This window comes from Dokdonella sp. (assembly GCF_019634815.1).
Classification (GTDB): domain Bacteria; phylum Pseudomonadota; class Gammaproteobacteria; order Xanthomonadales; family Rhodanobacteraceae; genus Dokdonella_A.
In genome coordinates this window covers 1-23,869 of the sequence record NZ_JAHCAP010000034.1, presented here as the reverse complement: position 1 = coordinate 23,869, position 23,869 = coordinate 1, and the positions used below count along the sequence as shown (strand labels likewise).

20 protein-coding genes and 1 other annotated feature are annotated in these 23,869 nt (G+C 65.8%); of the genes, 11 read left to right on the top strand and 9 right to left on the bottom strand.

The genetic code is table 11. The features are described 5' to 3' along the window. Positions 1-55: 55 nt before the first annotated feature. From gspK to gspG, 5 genes are read right to left on the bottom strand one after another with little or no spacing between them, the layout of a single operon-like run. Positions 56-1,036, bottom strand: a complete 981-nt coding sequence (gene gspK / locus KF759_RS13395; protein WP_291226344.1) for a type II secretion system minor pseudopilin GspK — start codon at positions 1,034-1,036, stop codon at positions 56-58. Then, complete coding sequence (gene gspJ / locus KF759_RS13390) at positions 1,030-1,695, bottom strand: type II secretion system minor pseudopilin GspJ (protein WP_291226343.1); 666 nt, start codon at positions 1,693-1,695, stop codon at positions 1,030-1,032. The genes gspK and gspJ overlap by 7 nt, the downstream gene beginning before the upstream one ends. Further along, positions 1,692-2,075, bottom strand: coding sequence for a type II secretion system minor pseudopilin GspI (gene gspI, locus KF759_RS13385; protein WP_291226342.1), 384 nt, complete (start codon positions 2,073-2,075; stop codon positions 1,692-1,694). Before gspI ends, gspJ begins: the two co-directional genes overlap by 4 nt. After that, complete coding sequence (gene gspH, locus KF759_RS13380) at positions 2,072-2,614, bottom strand: type II secretion system minor pseudopilin GspH (protein WP_291226341.1); 543 nt, start codon at positions 2,612-2,614, stop codon at positions 2,072-2,074. The genes gspI and gspH overlap by 4 nt, the downstream gene beginning before the upstream one ends. A 30-nt stretch (positions 2,615-2,644) precedes the next feature. Beyond that, positions 2,645-3,100 (bottom strand): type II secretion system major pseudopilin GspG, encoded by a 456-nt coding sequence (gene gspG, locus KF759_RS13375; protein ID WP_291226340.1) that lies wholly within the window; start codon positions 3,098-3,100, stop codon positions 2,645-2,647. 46 nt (positions 3,101-3,146) lie between these two features. On the opposite strand from gspG, the gene KF759_RS13370 reads away from it, so the two are divergent. The 4 genes from KF759_RS13370 to KF759_RS13355 all read left to right on the top strand — a co-directional run bounded on the left by KF759_RS13370 (position 3,147) and on the right by KF759_RS13355 (position 7,438). Beyond that, the gene (locus KF759_RS13370) at positions 3,147-4,517 is read left to right on the top strand and encodes an adenosylmethionine--8-amino-7-oxononanoate transaminase (protein ID WP_291226339.1); all 1,371 of its coding nucleotides are present in this window, start codon (positions 3,147-3,149) and stop codon (positions 4,515-4,517) included. Positions 4,518-4,584: 67 nt separating this feature from the next. Further along, on the top strand, positions 4,585-5,331 hold the full coding sequence (locus KF759_RS13365; protein ID WP_291226338.1) for a 16S rRNA (uracil(1498)-N(3))-methyltransferase: 747 nt from the start codon (positions 4,585-4,587) through the stop codon (positions 5,329-5,331). A 335-nt stretch (positions 5,332-5,666) separates the two neighbouring features. Next, positions 5,667-6,842, top strand: coding sequence for a hypothetical protein (locus KF759_RS13360; protein WP_291226337.1), 1,176 nt, complete (start codon positions 5,667-5,669; stop codon positions 6,840-6,842). Positions 6,843-6,913: 71 nt separating this feature from the next. Then, the gene (locus KF759_RS13355; RefSeq protein ID WP_291226336.1) at positions 6,914-7,438 is read left to right on the top strand and encodes a tetratricopeptide repeat protein; all 525 of its coding nucleotides are present in this window, start codon (positions 6,914-6,916) and stop codon (positions 7,436-7,438) included. A gap of 57 nt (positions 7,439-7,495) precedes the next feature. Here the strand turns inward: KF759_RS13355 and KF759_RS13350 are convergent, their stop codons facing one another. Continuing rightward, entirely contained in the window at positions 7,496-7,777 is a 282-nt protein-coding gene (locus tag KF759_RS13350) for a DUF2007 domain-containing protein (RefSeq protein ID WP_291226335.1), read from the bottom strand. A 158-nt stretch (positions 7,778-7,935) separates the two neighbouring features. On the opposite strand from KF759_RS13350, the gene KF759_RS13345 reads away from it, so the two are divergent. Continuing rightward, positions 7,936-9,669 (top strand): glutamine--tRNA ligase/YqeY domain fusion protein, encoded by a 1,734-nt coding sequence (locus KF759_RS13345; protein ID WP_291226334.1) that lies wholly within the window; start codon positions 7,936-7,938, stop codon positions 9,667-9,669. A 10-nt stretch (positions 9,670-9,679) separates the two neighbouring features. On the opposite strand, the gene KF759_RS13340 is transcribed toward KF759_RS13345, so the two are convergent. Continuing rightward, on the bottom strand, positions 9,680-10,813 hold the full coding sequence (locus KF759_RS13340) for an acyltransferase (RefSeq protein ID WP_291226333.1): 1,134 nt from the start codon (positions 10,811-10,813) through the stop codon (positions 9,680-9,682). Between the two features lie 122 nt (positions 10,814-10,935). Here KF759_RS13340 and KF759_RS13335 point away from each other — a divergent pair, with 122 nt between their 5' ends. After that, the gene (locus KF759_RS13335) at positions 10,936-11,496 is read left to right on the top strand and encodes a nucleoside deaminase (RefSeq protein ID WP_291226331.1); all 561 of its coding nucleotides are present in this window, start codon (positions 10,936-10,938) and stop codon (positions 11,494-11,496) included. Between the two features lie 508 nt (positions 11,497-12,004). On the opposite strand, the gene KF759_RS13330 is transcribed toward KF759_RS13335, so the two are convergent. Both KF759_RS13330 and KF759_RS13325 read right to left on the bottom strand, forming a co-directional pair. Further along, positions 12,005-13,200, bottom strand: a protein-coding gene (locus KF759_RS13330; protein WP_291226329.1) for an IS3 family transposase whose coding sequence is annotated in 2 segments (ribosomal slippage) — positions 12,005-12,912 and positions 12,912-13,200 — 1,197 coding nt in all. Because the reading frame shifts where the segments join, the coding sequence is not laid out codon by codon here. Further along, positions 12,806-12,922 (bottom strand) — a sequence feature (AL1L pseudoknot). Its footprint overlaps the gene before it by 117 nt. 895 nt (positions 13,201-14,095) lie before the next feature. Next, complete coding sequence (locus KF759_RS13325) at positions 14,096-15,784, bottom strand: glycoside hydrolase family 44 protein (protein ID WP_291226328.1); 1,689 nt, start codon at positions 15,782-15,784, stop codon at positions 14,096-14,098. Positions 15,785-15,918: 134 nt separating this feature from the next. Here KF759_RS13325 and rlmM point away from each other — a divergent pair, with 134 nt between their 5' ends. The 5 genes from rlmM to KF759_RS13300 form a co-directional block, all read left to right on the top strand. After that, positions 15,919-16,983: a 23S rRNA (cytidine(2498)-2'-O)-methyltransferase RlmM gene (gene rlmM / locus KF759_RS13320; RefSeq protein WP_291226326.1), complete on the top strand. Its 1,065-nt coding sequence runs from the start codon at positions 15,919-15,921 to the stop codon at positions 16,981-16,983. A 154-nt stretch (positions 16,984-17,137) separates the two neighbouring features. Beyond that, positions 17,138-20,104 carry a lamin tail domain-containing protein gene (locus KF759_RS13315; protein ID WP_291226324.1) on the top strand — a complete coding sequence of 989 codons (2,967 nt, stop codon included), beginning with the start codon at positions 17,138-17,140 and terminating at the stop codon, positions 20,102-20,104. A gap of 64 nt (positions 20,105-20,168) precedes the next feature. After that, positions 20,169-20,888 carry a VTT domain-containing protein gene (locus tag KF759_RS13310; RefSeq protein ID WP_291226323.1) on the top strand — a complete coding sequence of 240 codons (720 nt, stop codon included), beginning with the start codon at positions 20,169-20,171 and terminating at the stop codon, positions 20,886-20,888. A 100-nt stretch (positions 20,889-20,988) separates the two neighbouring features. Continuing rightward, a complete protein-coding gene (locus KF759_RS13305) occupies positions 20,989-23,592 on the top strand; it encodes a glycosyltransferase (RefSeq protein ID WP_291226321.1) in 2,604 nt (867 codons plus the stop codon). Next, positions 23,589-23,869, top strand: a 281-nt coding sequence (locus tag KF759_RS13300) for a hypothetical protein (protein ID WP_291226318.1), incomplete at its 3' end; no start/stop codon positions are given. The genes KF759_RS13305 and KF759_RS13300, both read left to right, overlap by 4 nt.

The following is a 23,869-nucleotide window of genomic DNA, read 5'->3' as shown; positions in this document are numbered from 1 at the left end:
ACAAAGAAAAGGCAAAACTCAGGCGCAAGCCGATACTCCGAGCGAATGGGACGCGCTACCGCACGTCAGGCAAAGCCCGACCGACCAGCGCCTCATCGGCGCCGCGACTGCGCTGCACGACGCGCACGCGGCCACCTTGCACGAGCACGACACGGAACACCGTGAACGGCAGGCCGTCGAGAACGATGTCGCCGCGCAGGAGGAAGGCGTCACTGTTCACGCCGACCAGTTCAGCCAGACCCGCGGGCACATTGCCCAGCGGCGTCGCCTGCCAGAATTCATCGATCCGCGACCATTGCGCACGACCGTCCTGCCACAGCCGCTGCGCGAGCGCGACCGTCGCGGGGACTTCGCCGCTGCCTGCCAGCGCCTGCAACAGCGGCACGCCCGCCGTGTTGACGTTGATTCTGGTCCCCGGCGGCAGTGCGCAGACCTGTGGCGCGAGCCGCGCATAGGCGGCGGCATCGATGCCGCGCACGAGGCGCAGTTCGGAGACATGCGCGAACAGGCCACCATGCGGTCGGTACGGCACGGGTTGTCCGAGGTAGGCATTGGCATCGACGCCGGCCGCGCGCTCGGGATCCAGCCAGGCCTCGACCGCATCGGCCACGCTCGGCGCGATCGACTGCGCCTTGAGCAGGCGCACGAACAGCGCTTTCCACTGCAGCGATTGACCCGGCGCGAGGTTGTTGAGGTTGAAGCAGCCATTGAGATCGCGCATCGAGGCCGAAATCAGTCCGCCGGGCACCTGTTGCGGCGGCAAGGGCTGCATCCACGGACTGCTCGTCGTGTCAGGTCCATCGCGCGGCAGCAACAGCGCCTGACTCGCATAGGCTTCGATCCCTTGCGCATAAGCCTCGACTTGTTGCGCGCGCAGGCCATTGCGCGTGCGCGCGAGTGCCAGTTCACCGCGATCGAGCAGGGCAGCAACGAGAATCGTCGCCAGTGCCACCACCAACAGGGCGACGATCAGGGCGACTCCACGCGACCGATGCGCCCCGGACGCCGGGCCCGCTCTGCCGATGGGCATCAACATGGTCGCCGACTCCCGTCCACGCGGCACGGCGCCGGCTCGGCCAGTTCAATCACGCGCCGGATCTCGCCCAGCTCGGCCGGCGCGATGCGCACTTCAACCGCGCGCGGCAATTGCGCGCTCGCCGCGACATCGGCCTGGCACGGCAGCACTTCGACCGGTGGCCAGCTCTCGCGCCAAACGCGATCGCAGCCCAGGTAGCGCAGGCGCAGGCTGCCCGCCCCGGGCAAGAGCTCGCGCCAGTCCGGCCGCGTACCGGGCACGCGGTCGAGCACGGCATAGCGTCCTTCGCGCAAGCTGCCGGCGTCGAGCGAGAACATCACGCGCTGCAGGTTGCTGCGCGCCTCAGCCAAGGGATTGGCAAAACCCACTCGGGTGAATTCGATCGCGTCGGCGCGACCTTGAAGCGCAGGCAGTTCGGCGCCGCTCTCGCCACGCACGCTGCGCGAGACCGCCTGGGCGAGATCACCGCCGAGCACCCCCAGTGCGCGCTGTACCTGGGCAAAGCGGGTCTGCTCGGCGGCCAGCGCGGCGCGCGAGCGCGCGATCGCCGACAGGCCGCCATAGGCCACGGCCGAGATCACCGCGAAAATCGCCACCGCAATCACCAGTTCCAGCAAGCTGAAGCCACGCACGATGCGGCGCAGGCGTGATGCGTTCATGGCTCGAACCCGCGAAAGCCGATCAGGCTTGCCGAGGGCGTGGTGTCCTCACCGCGAAACACGCGCACATCGATGCGCAAGATGTCACTGTGCGGAATTGCGCTGACCTCGCGCTGCCAACGCCACGCGCGCCCGGCCAATTCGACACGGCCATCACTGCGCCCCGGCGTCGGTCGCTCGGGTGCAATGCGTGCATCGGCAAGCGCGTTGGCGGCAACCCAGCCCGCCAGCGTGCGCTCGCGCAGGGCATCAAAGTTGGCAATCTGCACGCTCGCCGCGCGCGTGAGCGCGAGCAGCGCGACCGCAACCACCACAAGGGCGATCAACACCTCGATCAAGGTGAATCCCGCTGCACGTCGGCGCGGGCTCGCGCGCATCATTGATCGACACTCCGCAGGCTGCCGTCGGCACTGCCGACCAGTCGGCGCTGCATGGGCGGATCGCCGAGCGCGAAATCGAGCACGAAGGGCGTGAGCTCACCCGAGGAAAAGCACACCAGATGCGGCACCTCGGCGGCCGTGTCCTGCAGATCCAGAGTGAGGCCCTCGCGCTTGAGCACCACACGCAGCGATGGCGGCCAGCGCCGCGCACGCAGTTCGTCATTGCCACCGAGCGCGCGCCACTGACTGCCATCAAGCCGCGCGAAGGCATAGCCATCGACACCGAGCCTGACGCCGAATTCGCGCCCGCTGAGCTGCGCCTGGTCGCAGGCATGTGCAAGCCGCTCCTGGAAGCGTTCGACCGTGGCATCGAGCTGGCGCGCGGTGTTGCCGCTGACCGCAATCACCAGCACGTAAGCCATCACCGCGGCGATCGCCACCACCACGAGAATCTCGATCAGGGAAAACCCGCGCGTGCGGCGCACGCGGCAATGGAGCGCTGTGCGGCGCAGATCGCGCGGGTGACTGGGCGTGTCCATCGGCGGCAGCGCCTCGCCGTACTCTTCACGTCAGTTGCGGTTATCGACGTCAGCGGCTTCGCCCTCGCCGCCGGGCTTGCCATCGGCGCCCAAGCTGGAGATGTCGAAGTCGCCATGCTGTCCCGGCGATGCGTACTGGTAAGGCCGACCCCAGGGGTCCTTGGGCACGCTGCGCGCCTGCAGATACGGGCCCTTCCAGTTTGCCGCTTCGGGCTGGCCGGACGGCTTGGCGATCAGCGCATCCAACCCCTGCTCGGTCGACGGGAATGCGTAATTGTCGAGCTTGTAGAGATTGAGTGCGCTGGCGATGCTGGAGATGTCCTGATGTGCCTTGACGATGCGTGCCTCGCCCGGACGATCCATCACGCGCGGTACCACGATCGCGGCGAGGATGCCGAGAATCACCACGACGACGAGAATTTCGATCAGGGTGAAACCGGTGGCGGGTCGATACGCAACGGACGGAGCAAGGTGGGAACGGTTCATGGCAAGCTTGTGCGCGAGCGGGACTGCCGCCGATCATAACAGCGCCATGTCATCCCGCTCTGCCGAACTGGTCGCACGCGACCTCGCCGTCGTCTGGCACCCGTGCACGCAGATGCACGACCACCAGACCCTGCCGATGCTGCCGATAGCACGCGCGCAGGGCGCCTGGCTGCACGGTCACGACGGCAAGTCCTGGCTCGACGCGGTGAGCTCGTGGTGGACCTGCCTGCTCGGCCACCGCGATCCGCGCATCGTCGCCGCGCTCAAGGATCAGCTCGACACACTCGACCACGTGATGCTGGCCGGTTTCACCCACGAGCCGGCGATCGATCTGGCCGAGGAACTCGTGCGCATCGCGCCGCGCGCAGTGGGCGATGCGCGCGAACTGCAGCGGGTGTTCTACGCCGACAACGGTTCCTCGGCGATCGAGGTCGCGCTCAAGCTCTCGTTCCACTACTGGCGCAATCTCGGTCGCGGCGAGCGCACGCGCTTCATCGCACTCACGGGCGGCTATCACGGCGAAACGCTCGGCGCGCTGTCGGTCACCGACATCGCGCTGTACCGGCAGACCTATGCGCCACTGCTGCTCGAACCGATCTTCGCGCCCTCGCCCGATGCGTATCAGGCCGCACCCGGCGAATCCCCGGCGCAGTGCGCGCAGCGCGCACTCGCGGCGATGCGCAGCCTGCTCGAAGCGCATGCGCACGAAGTGTGCGCGGTGATCGTCGAGCCGCTGGTGCAATGCGCGGGTGGCATGCGCATGCACGATGCCAGTTACCTGACCGGCCTGCGCAGGCTGTGCGACGAATTCGACGTGCACCTGATCGCCGACGAGATCGCGGTCGGCTTCGGTCGCACCGGCACGCTGTTCGCCTGCGAACAGGGCGGCATCGTGCCCGACTTCCTGTGCCTGTCCAAGGGGCTCACCGGCGGCACCCTGCCCTTGTCGGCGGTGCTCACCCACGCGCGGGTGTATGCGGCCTTCTATGCCGAATACGCGGCCGGCAAGGCCTTCCTGCATTCGCACAGCTATACCGGCAATCCACTTGCCTGCCGCGCCGCCCTGGCCACGCTCACGGTGCTGCGCGAGGAGCCGGTGCTCGAGCGCAATCGCGCGCTGGCCGCACATCTGGCCGCGCGCATCGCCCCATTCGCCGTCCATCCGCACGTCGCCGACGTGCGCCAGACGGGCCTCATCGCCGCACTCGAACTGGTCGCCGACAAGGCCACGCGCACGCCGTTTCCCGCCAGCGAGCGACGCGGACTTCGCGTCTATCGCCACGGTCTCGACCGCGGCGTGGTCCTGCGCCCGCTCGGCAACGTCGTCTATTTCATGCCGCCTTACTGCATCACGCCGGAAGAAATCGAACTCATGGTCGAAGTCGCCAGCGAAGGCATCGAACGGGCAGTGACCTGAGGCGTGGGCTGGCAAGCGCCAGCGCGCTTGCGCACAATCACGGATCGAGCGTGCCAGCAGGATCGCCATGCGCATTCCCAGAGTCTTTGTCCCGCATCCCCTGCGCACCGGCCACGAAGTCGAGCTGCCGGTGCAGGCCGGCGAGCATCTCGTGCGCGTGCTGCGCCTGGAGCGCGGCCATCCCCTGCGGCTGTTCAACGGCGATGGCGAGGAGTATTCGGGCGAGATCGCCTCGCTGGCCAAGCGCGGCGTCACCGCACACGTGCTCGCGCGCGAAACCGTGGCGAGCGTGGAGAGTCCCTTGCGCATCACGCTCGCCCAGGGCATCGCGCGCGGCGAGAAGATGGACTGGATCCTGCAGAAGGCGACCGAACTCGGCGTGGCGCGCATCGTGCCGCTGGTGACCGACCGCACCGAGGTCAAGCTCGATGCCGAACGCGCACCACGACGCATGGCGCACTGGCAGGCGGTACTCGCTTCGGCTTGCGAGCAGTGTGGGCGCAACCAATTGCCGCAGCTCGAAGAACCGTTGCGGCTGGCCGACTTCGCCGCCACGCCCGGCGTGGAAGGCGAACTGCGCCTCGCGCTCGATCCACTGGGAGCACTTGGCGTGCGCAGCCTGCCGCAGTCGATGCGGATGACTCTGGTCGTCGGCCCCGAGGGCGGTTTGTCGGAACATGACCTCGCAACCCTCGCCCAAGGCGGCTTCGGCGGCCTGCGCCTGGGCCCGCGCATCCTGCGCACCGAAACCGCAGGCCTGGCCGCGCTCGCCGCGCTGCAGACCTTGCAAGGCGATCTCGACCTCGCCCGGTAGTTCCCCGCAGCGCCCATCCGTAGCCCAAACGGGGCGTGCAGCCCGGACGATTGCGCCGTCGCTCTTTGACGCCTGTCGACCGCGGCAGAGGCACGAATTGCCTGCCCACGCGCGCGTCGAATCTCGCAAGTTCACCTCAGGACTCGCCAAGGCCGGTATTCGGCGCCAGCCCGCACAGTCCTGCCACAAGTCGGTACACCTTCTGCCCGCGCCTGGTGACGGCCTCATGATATTTGCCTGAGATGTGATGCCTTTGGCAAAACCGTCGAGCGACGCCCATTAGCTTGCGTCGACAGCAAGCGCCCAGTGCAGCGGCCCACACGGAGGAAGGCGACATGAACCGCAAGATCCTCGCCCTGATGGTCACCGCGATCACACTCGCTGGCGCCGGCGCCACCCAATCTGCCGTTGCGGCCTGCGACTTCAGCCAGACCGACCTGCAGGTCGGTGCCAGCGGCACGCCCATCGGACATGCGCGCATTGTCATGCGCCCCAACGATCGTCCGCTGTTGATGATCAGTGACGATGTGCAGAACACCGAAGCGCTGTGGGTCTACAGCTGCGCCAATCGCCAATGCAGCAGCGGACAGGCGACGCCGATCGAGGTTTCGACCAACTACTTCCAGCGCTCCGGAATCATCGTGCGCAGCACGGGTCGCCCCGCACTGGTCGGCACCTACTTCGGCGGCCTGCGCTATTACGATTGCGGCGAGGAGGACTGCAGCCAGGTCAACGTGACCGAGCTCATTCCGACGCAGAGCGGGATCCTCGGCGAAACACCGATGGCGCTGCAAGCCAACGGCACCGCCGCCTTCATCTACGTGGACAGCTACAGCGGCGCGCGGCCTGGCCAGCTCATCTATCACGCCTGCGCCGATGACGCCTGCAGCGGTGGGGCGGAAAAGGTGCTGGCGATTCCACCCGACAGCAGCTCGCAGATCTCCGACCTCGCCCTTGCGATCGACGCCGATGGTCATCCCGCGGCGACCTATCTGCTCAGTCACGGCGCATCCAACAGCACCGACCACTGGATCGCACGCTGCAATGACAGCGCCTGCGACAACATCACCCACACGATGCTGGCGGGCACAGGGGCGCTGTTCAGTCCATCGCGCACCGATCTGGTGATCCGCAGCGATCGTCGCCCGCTGGCACTGGACAGCCGCAACGGCCTCCAACGCGCCCTGCTCGACTGCGACGACGTGTCCTGCAGCAGCGCGACGGCACGACCGCTGCCCGGCGACGACCTCTTCGGGCTGGCGCTGACTGCGGGCGACCTGCCCGTCTACGGCTTCTTCTCGCCCAATTGGATCAACGCCTGGACCTGCACCGATGCCGCTTGCGGCGACGGCACGCTCGATCAGGTCGGCACCCCGAATGCAACGCTGCGCGAGGCCGACTTCGAGCGCGGTGCCGACGGTTCGCTTTACGTCGCCTACATCGGGCCGGATTCCAGCCTGACGTTCGCCGCCTGTCTGGCTGATTCGATATTTGCCGACGGCTTCGATTGAACCGGACCGCCACCGGTGACCGCGCGCACGCTGTCACCTATGCTTGGCCTCCCCACAACGGAGATGCACAGATGAAGGCAAGCTTTGCGGTCGTCATGGCAGCGGGAATGTTCGTCGCAGGCATTGGCGTCGGCGTTGCCGCGTCGAAGAAGAACAGTCCCTCGCTCTATCACGGCAAATCCAAGGCCGAGGCAGCGCAGGCACTGATCGACGCCGCACGCGTGCAGGCCGGCAAGGGCAGTTGGGAGCGCATCGCGATTGGCCGCATCCAGTACCTGGGTGGACAGAAGTCCCAGGGACAAGCCGTATTCGACTCGATCCTCGGCGGCAAGCACGAAGCCAGCGACGAGATCCGCATCGCCCGTGTTTACCGCGAAGCCGGCGAATGGGCACGCGCCAAGCCCATGTTCGATGCCTATGTCGCCAGGAATCCCAAAGACAAGACCGAAATCGCCGAGATCGGCGCCTGGTATCTGCTCGCCGGCGACCGCGACAGCGCCGAACGCCTGTTCGACAAGTCATTTGCGATCGAGGACGAGGTGTGGGCGACCGTGGCGGCAGCCGGCGCCTATCTCGGCGTCACGCCCCAGCCTTGAGCGGAAATGCGGACGCCTGCACGCGCTGCGATCCACGGCCCGATCGCAGCGCGCGCTTCAAGCCGGCAGAATTCCATCCGGCAACGGACCTTCGCGATCACCCGCGGCATCGGATGCAAGGGGCGCTGCCAGCGCCTTTTCGATCTCGCGCACGATCGGCAGGGCGCGCTCGATGTCGCTTTGCGAAACCATCACGTTGACCAGTCCCCAACGCGGCAGCTCGCCGATCGCACCGACCAGATGTTCGCCAGCAACGTAGGCAAAGATGCCTTCGGACGCGAGCGCGCCCTTGACGAGGTTGGCGTCGATGATGGTGTCGGCGCGATAGACGATCTGCATGGCCAAGCCCCGCTGGCCGCAACCCGGCGGCACGGCTCAATGTCGGCCCCTGCGCAAGCCTCGTCAAGCTGGAGGCGCCGCCGGTTCGCTTTCGCGGCTGCGCTCGCTACACTCGCGGGCTTCCCGGACCACGAACGCCGCTGTCGCGGCTCAAACGCATGACCGACACCGCCACGCCACCGGCCGCAGGCCATTCCTTCATCCGCCAGATCGTGGTGGCCGACGTGGCCGCGGGCAAGCATGGCGGCGCGGTGCGCACGCGTTTTCCGCCCGAACCCAACGGCTACCTGCATCTGGGCCATGCCAAGGCGATCTGCCTCGATTTCGGCATCGCGCGCGAGTTCTCGGGCAGCACCGCGCTGCGTTTCGACGACACCAATCCGGCCAAGGAAGACATGGAGTACGTCGAGGCAATCAAGGCCGACGTGCGCTGGCTGGGCTTCGATTGGGACCTGCTGCGCCACAGCTCGGACTATTTCGAGGTGTTTTACCTGTGCGCAGAAAAGCTCATCCGCCAGGGCAAGGCCTTCGTCTGCGATCTCGATGCCGAGCAGGTGCGCGCCTATCGCGGCACGCTGACCGAGCCGGGCCGCAATTCGCCGTACCGCGAGCGCGGCATCGAGGAAAACCTCGATCTGTTCCGGCGCATGCGCGCGGGCGAGTTCGCCGATGGCGCGCGCACGCTGCGCGCGAAGATCGACATGGCATCGGGCAACATCAACCTGCGCGATCCGGCCTTGTACCGGATTCGTCGGCTCACGCATCAGAACACCGGCGATGCCTGGTGCATCTATCCGATGTACGACTACGCGCATCCGCTGTCCGATGCGGTCGAAGGCATCACTCATTCCTTCTGCACGCTCGAGTTCGAGGATCATCGCCCGCTCTACGACTGGTGCCTCGACCAGCTCGACCTGCCGACCGACGCCAGCCTGACCGAACCACTGCGCAAGGCCGGTCTGTGGATCCAGCCCACGCGTCCGCAGCAGATCGAATTCGCGCGCGGCAATCTCGACTACACCGTGATGAGCAAGCGCAAGCTGATGGCGCTGGTTTCCGAGCGCCTGGTCGATGGCTGGGACGATCCGCGCATGCCGACCCTCGCGGGCGTGCGTCGCCGGGGTTTTCCGCCCGCCGCGATCCGCCAGTTCTGGGAACGCGCGGGCGTGACCAAGCAGAACTCGGTGATCGAATTCGGCGTACTCGAAGGCTGCGTGCGCGAAGTGCTCGATGCGGCTGCGCCGCGGCGCATGGCGGTGCTCGATCCGCTAAAACTCGTGATCGACAACCTCGATCCAGGCCATGCGGAAACGATCGAGTTTTCCAACCATCCCAAGAATCCGGAATTCGGCTCGCGCCAGGTCCCGTTCGCGCGCGAGCTGTGGATTGAGCGCGAGGATTTCGCCGAGGTGCCGCCCAAGGGCTTCCACCGCCTCGTGCCGGGCGGCGAAGTGCGCCTGCGCGGCGTGGGCATCGTGCGCTGCACCGACCTGGTCAAGGATGCCGGCGGCGCCGTGGTCGAAGTCCACTGCACGCTCGATCCCGACACGCGCCATGGCATGCCGGGCGCCGAGCGCAAGGTCAAGGGCACGATCCACTGGGTCAGCGCGCAGCACGCGGTCGCCGCCGAGGTGCGCATCTACGACCGCCTGTTCACCGCAGCCGATCCAGACGACGACAGCGACGGCAAGAGCTACGCCGACCATCTCAACCCGGCGTCCAAGCGCGTCGTGCAGGCCTGGCTCGAACCCGCGGGAGCGCAGACCACAAGCGAACAGGCCGTGCAGTTCGAACGGCTCGGCTACTTCGTCGCCGACCGCCACGACCATGCGCCGCAGCGCCCCGTATTCAACCGCATCGTCACCCTGCGCGACACCTGGGCCAAGCGCTGAGCGCCAGCGTTCAAGTCGCGCGGCGCGCAAGGCGCTGCGTCAGCGCCCGTGCGCACGGCTCGGAATACAGTCTGCCAACCAACGCGCCGAGCGCCCAGCAGGCCAGCACCGCAGGCACATACCACAGCCAGCCGCGGCGAAGATCGGCGCCGCCGGAATTGAATGCGGCAACCACGGCGAAGACGACGAACATGTGGCCAAGATAGATTTCATAGCTGTAGCGCCCCATCGAACGCAGCCACGCCAGCCCGCGCATGCCGGCACGGCGCGAATGCGCCAGCGCGTAAACCAGACAGGCCGCGCAGACCACATGCCAGAACATCACGAAATCGTGCAGCAGCGGCCACAGTTCGCGCATCGCCAACGCAATCGCCAGCAGGCCCGCGACACCAAACCCGCGCACGAAGGCAAGCAGCACGCGCGGCGGCTGCGGCCATTGCCGTACGGCCAGCGCAACGAGCACGCCGGCGGCAATCGCCCCCATCCCTGGCAGATAGGCCTTCTCTTTCCAGATTTCGTTGTCGGTGATCGCCATGAGCGAGAACGGAATCGAACAAACCAGCGCCACCAGCAACAGCGACAGCAGGGCGCGACTGCGCACCAACGCGCACAGCAACGGAAAGCCGAGGTAGAAGGCCTCCTCGATCGAGAGCGACCACAGCACATCCCATCCACCCGGCAGGTATCCAGTCGCGCCTTCATACCAATTCAGGTGCAAGAGCAATGCTGCGAACAACGCGCGTGGCAGCGACTGCTCCGGCTTGTCGATGACGAAGTGGGTGACCCCTGCCAGATGCATTGCCGACAGCGCCGCAAGCACCAGCAAGAGGCAGGGTACGATGCGCCCGGCGCGACGCGCATAAAAAGCGCGCAGATCGATGTCGGCCAGACCGCCCCAGCGCACGATGCAGTGATTGGCGATGAGGAATCCGGAAATCACGAAGAAGACGAACACCGCTTCGTAGCCGTTGTAGCTGAGCGCGCCCAGCACGCGGCGGGGCACGAAATCGGCCAGCGCGGTCTTTCCGAGCGGAATTCGCAGTGCCAGATGGTGCAACACCACCAACAGGCCCGACAGGCCGCGCAGGACATCCAGCCCGGGATTGCGCGACAAGGGAATTTCGGTTCGAGCGGAGCCGTACATGCCGGGTTCCAGGGAAAAATGAAGCGCGCGATGTTGCAGGCAATCAGGCACACTGGCAATCGCGTCGCCTGCCACCAGAGCGGACGAGCGACCCGCCGTCCCCCACTTTGCGGAAGCCTTCCATGACCCCGACTGCGGTTGCGCTGAATCTCCCTGACTGGATCAAGGACGAAATCGACTTCGAGCGTATTTACACGGGCGATGAAGCGCGCGTCGCCCTGGCAATCGCGCTGGCGTGCGGCAATGTCGAGCATCGCGGCGGTGGACCATTCGGCGCGGCGATTTTCACCGAGACAGGCCGACTGGTCGCGGTCGGCGTCAACCGCGTGATACCGCAAACCTGTTCGGTTGCGCACGCCGAGATGATGGCCTTCATGCTCGCCCAGCAGCGCCTGCAACGCCATCGGCTCAATGATGACGGCAGCCGCTTCATCCTCGCCACCAGCGCGCAGCCCTGCTGTCAATGCTATGGCGCGAGTATCTGGGCCGGAATCGACGAACTGCTGATCGGAGCGCGCGCCAGCGACGTGATGGAACTGTCGCAGTTCGACGAAGGCCCCCTGCCCGCAGACTGGATCGGCGAACTGGAGAAGCGTGGCATCGCGGTACGCCGCGACATCCTGCGCGAACAGGCGCGCGACGTCTTCAAGCTCTACGCGCAACAAGGCGGCGCGGCCTACTGAACCGGCCCGGCGGTGGCTTGCCCGGAGCCGAGCGTGCACGGCCTGAAGCGCTTTTGTAGAGCCGAGCTTGCTCGGCCCGGGGCGTGGCAACGGGGTGGAAAACGCAGCGGAGCAAGCTCCGCTCTACGGGAAGGTCGCGACTGCCGTCGCTCCTGCAACAGCGCGCGGTAGGAGGGCCGGAAGGCCCGACCTGATGCACGGGAGCGGAGCAAGCTCCGCTCTACGGGAAGGTCGCGACTGCCGTCGCTCCTGCAACAGCGCGAGGTAGGAGGGCCGGAAGGCCCGACCTGATGCACGGGAGCGGAGCAAGCTCCGCTCTACGACGGTGGTGGTGCGCGCTTTTGTAGAGCCGAGCTCGCTCGGCTCGGGGCGTGGCAACGGGGTGGAAAACGCAGCGGAGCAAGCTCCGCTCTACGGGAAGGTCGCGACTGCCGTCGCTCCTGCAACAGCGCGCGGTAGGAGGGCCGGAAGGCCCGACCTGATGCACGGGAGCGGAGCAAGCTCCGCTCTACGACGGTGAAGCTGCCTCAGCTTCAGCCGGAGGAATATGGCCGATGGGTTTCATCAGTCGTTCGTGGTTGTACCAGTGCACCCATTGCAGGGTGATCAGCTCAACCGCCTCGCAGGTTTTCCACGGTCCTCTGCGGTGAATCACCTCGGATTTGTACAGGCCGTTGATGCTTTCGGCCAGGGCGTTGTCGTAGCTGTCTCCGCGGGAGCCCACCGAAGGTTGGATGCCGGCTTCGGCCAGTCGTTCGGTGTAGCGAATCGACAGGTATTGGCTGCCGCGATCCGAATGATGAATCAGGACGTTGGCCGCAGGTTGGCGCGCATACAAGGCCTGTTCCAGGGCGTCGAGCACGAAGCTGGCCTGCATGCTGCGGCTGGTCTTCCAGCCCACGATGCGACGTGAATACACATCGATCACGAAGGCCACGTAGACCCAGCCCTGCCAGGTGGAAACGTAGGTGAAATCGGACACCCACAACTGATCGGGCCGGTCGGCACGGAAGATGCGGTTGACGTGATCGTGCGGGCAAGGGGCTTTGCTGTCAGGCACCGTGGTCCGCACCTTCTTGCCGCGGCGAATGCCTTGCAGACCAAGCTGCTTCATCAATCGCTCCACCGTACAACGTGCCACCGCGATCCCTTCGCGATGCAATTGTCGCCATACCTTCTCGGCCCCATAGACTTGCCAGTTGGCATGCCAGACCCGTTGGATATGGGCCGCCAATTCTTCATCACGTTTTCCGCGTGCGCTGCGCAGTTCCGGGCTGCGGGTTCGCGCTGCATGACGCCGGTAACACGATGGGGCGATCTCCAATACCTTGCAGATCGGCTCGACCCCGTAGGTGTCGCGGTGTGCGTCGATGTAACGCTTCACTTCCTGAGTTGGCGGTCGAGCTCCGCCTGGGCGAAAAACGCGCTGGCCGTCTTCAGGATCTCGTTGGCGCGGCGCAGTTCCTTGTTCTCGCGTTCCAGATGGCGCAACCGTTCGCGCTCGCCGCTGCTCAGGCCTTCACGTGCACCGGCGTCGATCTGAGACCGTTTGACCCACTCGTTCAACGTCTGTGGCACACAGCCGATCTTGGGTGCGATGGACTCGATGGCAGCCCACAATGACGGGTGCTGATCACGCTGCTCCTGCACCATGCGAACGGCGCGCTCGCGGACTTCCGGGGAAAACTTCGATGACTTGTTCATGGCTTCATTCTCTCAAGAGTTGAAGCCTCCTCGAAACCCGGGGCGGTTCGCGACTGCCGTCGCTCCTGCAACAACGCGAGGCAGGAGGGCCGGAAGGCCCGACCTGATGCACGGGAGCGGAGCAAGCTCCGCTCTACGACGGTGGTGGTGCGCGCTTTTGTAGAGCCGAGCTTGCTCGGCTTGGAGCGCATGAAAGCGGAGCAAGCAAGAGCAGCGGAGCAAGCTCCGCTCTACGACGACGGTGGTGCGCTTTGTGGGCGAGCTCGCTCGGCTCAGGGGGCCATAATCGGCGCAACGGGGTGGAAAACGCAGCGGAGCAAACAGCTCTACGACGGTGGTAGTGCGCGCTTTTGTAGAGGCGGGCTTGCGACTTAGGCGAAGCGGAGCAAGCAGAACAGACGGCTCCGCTCTACGACGGTGGTGGTGCGCGCTTTTGTAGAGCCGAGCTTGCTCGGCTTGGAGCGCATGAAAGCGGAGCAAGCAAGAGCAGCGGAGCAAGCTCCGCTCTACGACGGTGGTGGTGCGCGCTTTTGTAGAGCCGAGCTTGCTCGGCTGGAGCGCATGTGAAAGCCCAGGGTAAACAAGGCAACGGAGCAAGCTCCGCTTCTGACGGTGACGGTGCGCGCTTTTGCGATGACTGCTCGGCCGGAACGCTCTGGCAACGGGTGACGCCGGCGGGCAAGCCGCCACGGAAGGTCCGCGGCGCAGCCATCTGCCGCTTTCAACGCGCGACGGGGGCCGAGCTGGCCCTGTTCCTGGAGCGGGTAAACTCGCTCTACGACGGTGACGGTGCGCGCTTTTGTAGAGCCGAGCTCGCTCGGCTTGGAGCGCATGAAAGCGGAGCAAGCAAGAGCAGCGGAGCAAGCTCCGCTCTACGGGAAGGCGTGGTGCGCGCTCAATCGAAGCCGTTGGCGAAGATCACGTCATTGCCGGCGATCACCAGGAGGTTGGCGCTCATCGCCGGCAGCGCATTGATGGAGACCGAGTTGCCCGAAAGCGAGCCGTTGCTGATCGCATGTACGCCCTGGTTGGCGTCGAAACCATAGAGGTTCCACTGCACGCCGGGGGAGCTGGCGAAATTGACCGTCACCGACTGCGTCGATGTCGTCTTGTTGGTGAGCAGCAGCATCGTTCGACCCGTGTCGACGAAGGCATACGAGCCGACCTGATCGACATTGCCGCTGATCGCACGCACGCTGCTGCCGGCCACGCGCCCGCCATTGCCGTCGTAGTTGAGGAACAGGCTGTAGGCGCGCTCGACGCGGGTATCGGCCTCGGGAGCGACCCAGCGCGTGGCCATGTCGACGCCTTCCCGGGCGAAGATGCCGAACAACTCGGCCTGCGCGACCGCGCCACTGGCGGTGCCGTCATTGCCCCAACGGTATTCGGTGATCGCCAGTTTGGTGCCCGGGCAATACTGGTTGATCCAGGCACGTGCACGCGGGATCAGGTTCGGTTTGCTGTAGTGGTTGGCGTCATCATCGCCAAGGTCGGCGAACCAGGATTCCGACACCCAGTTCGGATCGTACAACTCCTTCAACGCGCGCAGGCGCCGCTGCGCGGTGGCCGCCGAATCGTCGTCGCTCATCGAGACGTTGCTGCCCTGCGGGTAGTAGTGCAGATCGAGGTAATCCACCGCACGCGCGCCGCCGGCAAGCGGATTGGCGCAGACCTGCTGCAGGTACCAGGCCACGAATGGCATGCCGCCATGCGCGGCGCGGTCGCTGCCGTCGACGCAGTTGTCGGCGGCCGAGCCGAACAGGTCGCAATATCCCCAGGTCACCGGCCCCAGCACTTTCGCAGCCGGATCGGCTTGCTTGATCGCGCCGCCATAAGCCAGCGCCTTGGCGAGTGTCTCGTCGTAGGTGGTTGGCGCGGGATGCACGTCGCGGTGGGTGTCGTTCCACAACATCACTTCGTTGTCGAGCGCGTAGAAACGCACGCCGCCGCTGTTGGCTGCGCCGAAGGTAGCCTTGAGGTGATTGATCCAGCCCTGCCAGAACGCGGGCGTGACCGCGGTGGACGTGTCGGCAGGATCATTGCCGGTGATCGGCTGACCACTGCCCAAGGCGATTCCATCGCCGGCATCGGGGTCCCAGGGATCGGTCGATTGCTGCGCGCCGTACTTGGCGACCGAGAATCCGGCAAAGTACGGATGGTTCAGCGGGCTGTCGGCGCGCGGCGTCCAGCCAATCGTGGGGATCGTCAGCAGCACGTCGGCGCCATAGCCGCGCGCGGCGCCGATGAAGGCGTCGGCAGCGTTGCCCTGCGGCGGCACCTGACTGCGATCGGTCGCGCCGGGGATATTCTCGAAATACCAGTCCATGGCGGTGCTGTGCACATCGACCTGCCAGTTGTAACGCGTGGTTGAGTTGCCGCCCCAACGTCGCAGCGGATAGCCGATCTGTTCGTTGCGCGCGTCATCGCCGTAGTTCACGCCGAAGATCAGCGGGCTGAAGGGGCGTACATCGGCGCCGGTATCGACATTGACCGTGACTGCCGCGACCGCTTCGCCGATGCCGCCGGCGATCACGATCGACAAGATGCAAACCGCGAGATTTCCCCGCTGGACTCGATGCTTCATGACCCGGCTCCTGGCTGAGTAGTTGACCCACGTCGAACCGTATATGCACGAGGGCGCACAAAACCCGCATCTGGTCACACTCGCCAGGGTTGCGGAGCACAGGCATCATGCGCGCTTTCCGCGAGCCGCCCAAGATGCCCGCCACCCCCGCTTCCAGCCTGCTTGCCTACTGCCGCCCCGGTTTCGAGGGCGAATGCGCGCAGGAACTGGCGGCGCTCGACGCCCAATACGGTGGCGGCAGCGGCCATGCGCGCGCGCAGCGCGAGCATGCCTGCGTCGAATATGTCCTGCCCGATGCGGCGGCGCAGCAGGCGATCCTCGCACAGGCGCATTGGCGCGAACTGGTATTCGCGCGCCAGTTGCTTGCGGTGTTCGCTCGCGCTCAGGCGCTGCCGCCCAGGGATCGGCTCGGCGAGTTGCTGCCGCTGATCCAGGCCGATGGGCGGCGCTGGTGCGATGCCTGGGTCGAAGCGCCCGACAGCGATGTCACACGCGAACTGGCGCCGCTGTGTCGCGGCCTCAATGCGGCCTTGATCGCCGCGATGAAGCAGCAGCGCCTGCTCGAGCGCCAATCGCGCTGGCGCCTGCACCTGTGCCTGACGGCGACCGATGCGGCCTTTCTCGCCGCCGCCGACGTTGCACAGGCCGCGCCTTGGCCGGGCGGCATTCCGCGCCTGAAATTTCCGCGCGAGGCGCCCAGCCGCTCCACGCTCAAGCTCGAGGAAGCCCTGCTCGTCCTGCTCGACGAAGGCGAGCGCGAACGCTGGCTCAAGCCCGGCATGCGCGCAGTCGATCTGGGCGCCGCACCGGGCGGCTGGACCTGGCAACTCGTGCGCCGCAGCCTGCGCGTGATCGCGGTCGACAACGGGCCGATGAATGCGCAGCTCATGGCCTCGGGCCTGGTCGAGCACTTGCGCGAGGACGGCTTCCACTACCAGCCCGCCAAGGCGGTCGATTGGCTGGTCTGCGACATGGTCGAGCAGCCGCGGCGCGTCGCCGCGCGCATCGCACATTGGCTCGCGCAGGGCTGGTGCCGGCAGGCGATCTTCAATCTCAAGCTGCCGATGAAGAAGCGCTACGACGAGGTGCAGTTGTGTCTGAACCTGCTGCGCGAGGGCCTGCCGAATCTGCGCGACCTGCGTGCCAAGCAGCTTTACCACGACCGCGAGGAAATCACCGTGTTCGCCCGCGTTGGCTGAGGCGCGCCGGTACCCGGCGAGCCCAGCCACCGCCAGACCGGTTTCACACTGGCAGCGCCGCCCCGATCGCGGGAGAATCACCCGACAGGATGTTTGAAACATTTGCCGCGCACACTGCGCGCAGGGGAGCTTGTACTTCAGAACGGGGATGACGATGACACGATTCAAGCAATGGGCCGGCTTCGCGCTGGCAGTGGTGGCAGCGCTGGGCGCGGGGATCGCGACAGCGAGCACGAGCGGCGTGGTGATCAGCCAGGCTTATGGCGGCGGCGGCAACAGCGGCTCGGTCTACAAGAACGATTTCATCGAGCTGTTCAACGCCGGCAGCACACCAGTCAGCCTCGATGGCTGGTCGGTGCAATACACATCCAAGACCGGCTCGAGCTGGACCAACACGACCGCCCTGCCCAACGTCACCCTGCAGCCCGGGCAATATTTCCTGATCCAGGAAGCCGCCGGTTCAGGCGGCACCACCGACCTGCCCACACCCGATGCGACCGGCTCGATCCAGATGGCTGGCGGTGGCGGCAAACTCGCACTGGTCAGCAACACCACCGCGCTTTCGGGTACCTGCCCGACCGGCGGCGCGATCGTCGACTTCGTCGGTTTCGCCACGGACGCGAACTGCTTCGAGGGCAGCGGCCCGACACCGGCACCGAGCGCCACGAACTCGGTCCAGCGCGCCGGCGATGGCTGCACCGACACCGACGACAATGCCAGCGATTTCACCTCGGCTGCGGCGGCACCCCGCAACAGCGCGAGCACCATTCATCTGTGCGGTGGTGGTGGCGGCCCGACCAATCCGAGCGCAAGCGGCAGCGCAAGTCCCGCCACGGTCGCCCAGGGTGGCAGCAGCACGCTCACCGTCACCGTGACCCCCGGAACCAATCCGGCCAGCACCGGCTTGACCGTGACCGCCGACCTCTCATCGATCGGCGATGCCAATCCGGCCAGCTTCACGCACGTCGGTCCCAACGGGTCGGGCGGCGAGATCTTCACCTATGCAGCCACGGTCGACGCGGGCACCCCGCCGGGCGCCAAGTCACTGCCGGTCAGCGTGGTCGATGGCCAGAGCCGCAGCGCCAGCACGAACATCGCACTCACGGTGTCCGCGCCGCCGATCACGATCATGGCGATCCAGGGTCATGGCGCGGCCTCACCACTGGTCGGCCAGACGGTAACGACCACCGGCAACATCGTCACTGCGATCGGCAGCAAGGGCTTCTTCATCCAGGACCCGAACGGCGATGGCGACACCACCACCTCGGATGGCATCTACGTCTACACCGGCTCGGCGCCCGCGGGAATCGCCATCGGCAACGTCGTCGACGTGTCCGGCAAGGTCACCGAGTTCAACGGCGTCACCGAGCTCACCAACCCGAGCTACAGCATGACCGCAGCCTCGGGCGCGACGATCCAGCCCTGGCTGCTCGACGACCATCCGCCAACGCAGAACCCGTTCACCGGCATCTGCATGGCATCGGGCAGCACGATCGTGCCCGCCAACGACGGCTATCAAGCCAGCAACTTTGCCTGTCTCGACGGCATGCTGGTGGCGATGAACGAGGCGCAGGTGACCGGCGCGACCTACGGTTCGGGCGGGAGCGATGCGATCCATACCGGCAATCCGTCAGGCTTCTACGCCGCGCTCGCCAGCGAACTCCGTCCTGCGCGCAAGCCCGGCGCGGCCTTCCCCGGTGTCGTCGGCCACCCCGAGATCCCGGTCTGGGGCGGCGCGCCGCACGTGCTGGTCATCTACTACAACGGTCTGGGCTTCCCGGCGGGCAGCGACGATCCCGGTCACGACAATCCCGACTATGACGATCCGAGCGACTACGTCTACCACGCCGGCACCACATTCTCGGTCACCGGCGTGATCCAGGCCTACAAGCCAAGCGCGTCACCGACACCCTACTACGAAGTGTTCCCGCGCGAGATGACGACGCTGCAGCGTGTCACCCCGGCCGATGCGGTGCGCCCGGTCGCCGATCCGATCGACGGCATGCTCACGATCGGCACGCAGAACTTCCTGCATTTCTTCAACGATGTCGCCGATGGTTCGGCGAACAACGGCGCCTACAACGACACCTGCGCCGGCACCGGCGCCGACGATACCTGCCCGACTGCCGCGCAGTACGCACTTCGCCGCACCAAGTGGGCCATGCATGTCTGCGACGTGCTCAAGTCGCCGATCGTGCTGGCGGTGCAGGAAATCGAGAATCGCAACGTGCTGGCCGATCTCGCCCAAAGCGTCAACAGCCGCTGCGGCACCAGCTACGTGCCCTGGCTCATGCAAGGCAACGACCCGGGCGGCATCAACCTCGGCATCCTCGCGCGCAGCGACGTGAGCGTCGATTCGGTCACCCAGCTCTACCTCAACACGCAAACGGTCAACTGCTCGAGCGGCGCCTCGTGCACGCTCAACGACCGTCCGCCGGTGCTGATGCAGGCCTCGTGGAACGGCTACCCGTTCGCCCTGCTGTCGATCTATGACCGCTCGATGAGCGGCTTGCCGAACAAGCCCTATGTCGGGCCCAAGCGCGCCGAACAGGCGGCGCAGGTCGCGCAAATCGTCCAGGCCTGGCAAAGCGGCGGCACGCTCGTGGGCGCCGGCACTGCGCGCCAGGATGCCAGCGGCACGATCACGCAAGGTCCGTTCGATCTGGTTGGTGATGCCGACGTGCCCTTGATTGTCGCGGGTGATTTCAATGCCTACGAGTTCAGCGATGGCTACGCCGATGTCACCGGCATGATCATGGGCACCGCCGATCAGGGCGCCAATCTGTACTGGTTCAGCGGCAATGCGGCCAATACCGACACCCTGAGCTATGTCGCGCCCACGCCGGCCCTGTTCGACACCGGCACCGAAGCCGACCCGAGCGGTCGCTATTCATTCACTTTCAGCGGCCTGACTCAGGAGATCGACCACATCCTGCTGTCGCAGACAGCTCGGCGCGATTTTGCCAGCGTCTCCAATGCGCACGGCAATGCCGATGTTTCCGAAACCAGCGGGGTGATCCTGAACGATCTCACCTCGGCGCGCAGTGGCGACCATGATGGCCAGGTGATCGCGCTGATCGTCGACCGCATCTTCGTCGACGGCTTCGACGCAAGTCCGTAAGGGGCTATCCTTGCGGTCTACGCAATCCCGACGGGGCCGGGCAACCGGCCCCTTTTTCTTGGCGATGAAACGACTCAAGTCCCTGTTGCCGCTGTTGCTGCTGATCGTGCTCGGCGCGGGCTTGTTCGCCTCGGGCGTGCTGCGGCACTTCGACCCGCACCACATCGTCGCGGAGGAAGCGAGCCTGCTCGCGCAGATCGTCGCCCATCCGCTGCTCACACGACTGATGCAGGTCGGCGCGATGATGCTCGCGATCGCCACCGGCTTGCCAGGCGCGATCGTGGTGGTGTTCGCCGGCGGCATGCTGTTCGGCGTGGTCGAAGGCACCCTGCTGTCTTCGATCGGCACCAGTCTTGGCGCGTTGATCCTGTTCTTTGCCAGCCGTTCGGCCTTCGAGGGCGGCAGCCATGAACCGCCCGCCCTGGTCGAGCGACTGCGCAGCGGTTATCACGCGCATCCGGCCAGTTACACGATGTTCCTGCGTCTGGTGCCGTTCTTCCCGTTCGGCGCGGTCACCGTCGCACTGGCGTGGCTGCGTTGCCCCTTGTGGCTGTTCACGTTCGCCACCGTGGTCGGCGGCAGCATCATGATCGGCTTCGAAACCGCACTCGGTGCCGGACTGATGGAGACGATCCTGCGCGAGGGCCAGGTTTCGCTCAACATCTTTGCCCACCGGCGCGTGCTGTTGCCGCTGCTGGGCATGGCGGCGCTCGCGCTCGCGCCGATCGTGATCGGACACCTGCGCCATCGCCGCGACCGGCAGACGCCGGGCGGACCGCGCTGACGAGGGTCATCACGGCTTGCCGCGCAATTGAGCGTGTGCGCGGCGTTCGGCTATGCTGCGGAGCGTTTTTTCACCCTGTCTGCCGCCGGGAAGCAATGCCTTGACCGCCGTTTCCGCGCCCGTCGTGCGCAAATCCTTCTGGCGCGCGCTGACCGTGACGGTGCTGGTTGCGGTGGCCAACATCGGCCTGTGGGCGTTCATCAACCGACCTGTCCACATCACCGACTGGCACGGCAAGGTGGGCGGCTTCGCCTACAACCCCTCGCAGCGCTATCAGGACCCGACCAAGTTCATCTTTCCCAGCGAAAGTGAACTCGACAGCGACATCCGCATGCTGTCGCGCTACACCCAGCGCCTGCGCACCTATTCCAGCTACGAGAATCCGCAGATTCCACGCATCGCGCGCCTGTACGGCATGACGGTGATGGCCGGCGCGTGGATCGAAGGGCGCGCCGAGCGCAATGAGCGCGAGTTGTCGGCCTTGATCGCGCTCGCACGCAAGAACGACAACATCGATCGCGTGATCATCGGCAACGAGGTGATCCTGCGCGGCGATCTGCCGGTGCGCGACCTCATCGCCTACATCGACCGCGCCCGCGCGCAATTGCATGTGCCCGTCTCCACCGCCGAGCCGCTCGACACCTGGCAGCGCAATCCCGACCTTGTCCGACACGTCGATTTCGTCACCGTGCACATCCTGCCGTACTGGGAGCGCGTGCCGCGCAAGGACGCGGTCGGTTTCGTGCTCGGCCAACTGCAATCCCTGCGTCAAATCGTCGACGCGGTGTCGCCGGGCAAGCCGATCGTGGTCGGCGAAGTCGGCTGGCCCTCCAACGGCAACCGCCGCGAATACGCGCAGCCCTCGATTGCCGACGAGGCGCACTTCCTGCGCGACTGGTTCAACGTCGCCGCCCAGCAGCACATCGACTACTACGTGATGGAAGCCATCGACCAGCCGTGGAAGGAACAACTGGGCGGCCGCGTCGAAGCCTACTGGGGCGTGTTCAACGCCGCACGCGAACCCAAGTTCTCCTTCACCGGCACCGTGATCGAGGATCCGCTGTGGCCGTGGAAGGCTGGCGCCGCATCCCTGCTCGCGCTGCTGCCGATGTTCTGGTTCGCTCGCCACTTCATCCGCTTCCGCGCCACCGGCTTGTTCTTCTTCCTCATTCTCGTGCAGTTGTCCGCGTCGATCCTGGTGTGGATGGCCACGCTCCCCTACGACTTCTACCTCAGCCCGCTCGACTGGACCATGTTGCTGCTGCTGTTCCCGGCGCAGTTGGCGATCATCCTGATCCTGCTGATCAACGGATTCGAATTCACCGAGGTGATCTGGCGGCCGTACTGGCTGCGCGAATTCAAGCCGCTCACGCCACAGGCGGGTGATCCGCAGCCGTTCGTGTCGATTCATCTGGCTTGCTACAACGAGCCGCCCGAGATGGTGATCCTCACGCTCGACTCACTGGCCGCGCTCGACTACGAAAACTACGAAGTGCTGGTGCTCGACAACAACACCCGCAATCCGGAAATCTGGAAGCCGGTCGAGGCGCATTGCGCGAAGCTGGGCAAACGCTTCCGTTTCTTCCACCTCCAGCCCTGGGGCGGCTTCAAGGCCGGCGCGCTCAACTACGGCCTGGAAGTCACCGACGCGCGTGCCGATGTGGTGGCAGTGATCGACGCCGACTACGAAGTACGCAGCGACTGGCTGCGTGCACTCACCGGTTATTTCAACAATCCCAAGGTTGCCGTCGTGCAGTGCCCGCAGGCACACCGCGAGTGGGAGCACAACCCGTTCCGGCGCATGACCAACTGGGAATACGACGGTTTCTTCCGCATCGGCATGCACCATCGCAACGAACGCAATGCGATCATCCAGCATGGCACCATGACCATGGTGCGCAAGGACGTGCTCGCCAACACCGGCGCGTGGTCGGAATGGACGATCTGCGAGGATGCCGAACTCGGCCTGCGCCTGATGAAGGCCGGCTACGAACTGGTCTACGTCGACGAGCTCATGGGCAAGGGCCTCACCCCGGCCGACTTCAAGGCTTACAAATCACAGCGGTATCGCTGGGCCTTCGGTGCGATGCAGATCATGAAGGCGCGCCTGGACTGGATGATCTCGAAAGCCTCCACGCTCACGCGCGGCCAGCGCTTCCACTTCCTCACCGGCTGGTTCTCGTGGTTCGGCGACGCCCTGCATCTGGTGTTCACGCTGATGGCGATGCTGTGGACCCTGGGCATGGTGCTCGCGCCGCAATACTTCATGCTGCCGATGTACCTGTTCCTTGTACCCCTCATCGGCTTTTTCCTGTTCAAGGCCGCCTTCGGCATCATCCTCTACCGCGTGCGCGTGCCTTGCTCCTGGCGCGACACCCTCGCCGCCTCGGTGGCGAGCATGAGCCTGAGCCACGCGATCGCACGCGGCATCTTCGAAGGCCTGTGGCGCAAGAAAGGCGAATTCATCCGCACCGCCAAGAGCCGACGCATCGGCAAGAAGCCCAATCCGTTCACCGCGGTCAGCGAAGAATTACTGCTGTTCCTCGCACTCATGGCCTGCGTGGTCGGCATGATCAACTCGATCGGCATCCACTACGTCGAAGGCAAACTGTGGATCGCGATCCTTGCCGCGCAGGCAATTCCCTACGGCTCGGCCTTGATCGGCGCGTGGATCGCACATCGTTCGGGGGATGCCGTGGGGTGAGCTTCGCTGCGCGCGTTTCGGCGCTCGCCGCGCCGTTTGTGCGCCTTGCCTTGTTCGCCTTCGCGAGAACCGACCGGCTTCCGTGCCGGCTCGTCCCGCATCCCTGCGGTTGGGGACTCGGCGTGCGCCTTGGTCATGTGTTTGCCTTGTTCGGCTCGTCGAAAACCGACTGGCGTCCATGCCGGTTCGTCCCGCATCCCTGCGAGCCGGATACCCTTCTTTGCTTGTCCAAAGAAGGGTATCCCCAAGAAAGGACACCCCCGGCAGCGCCGCTGAT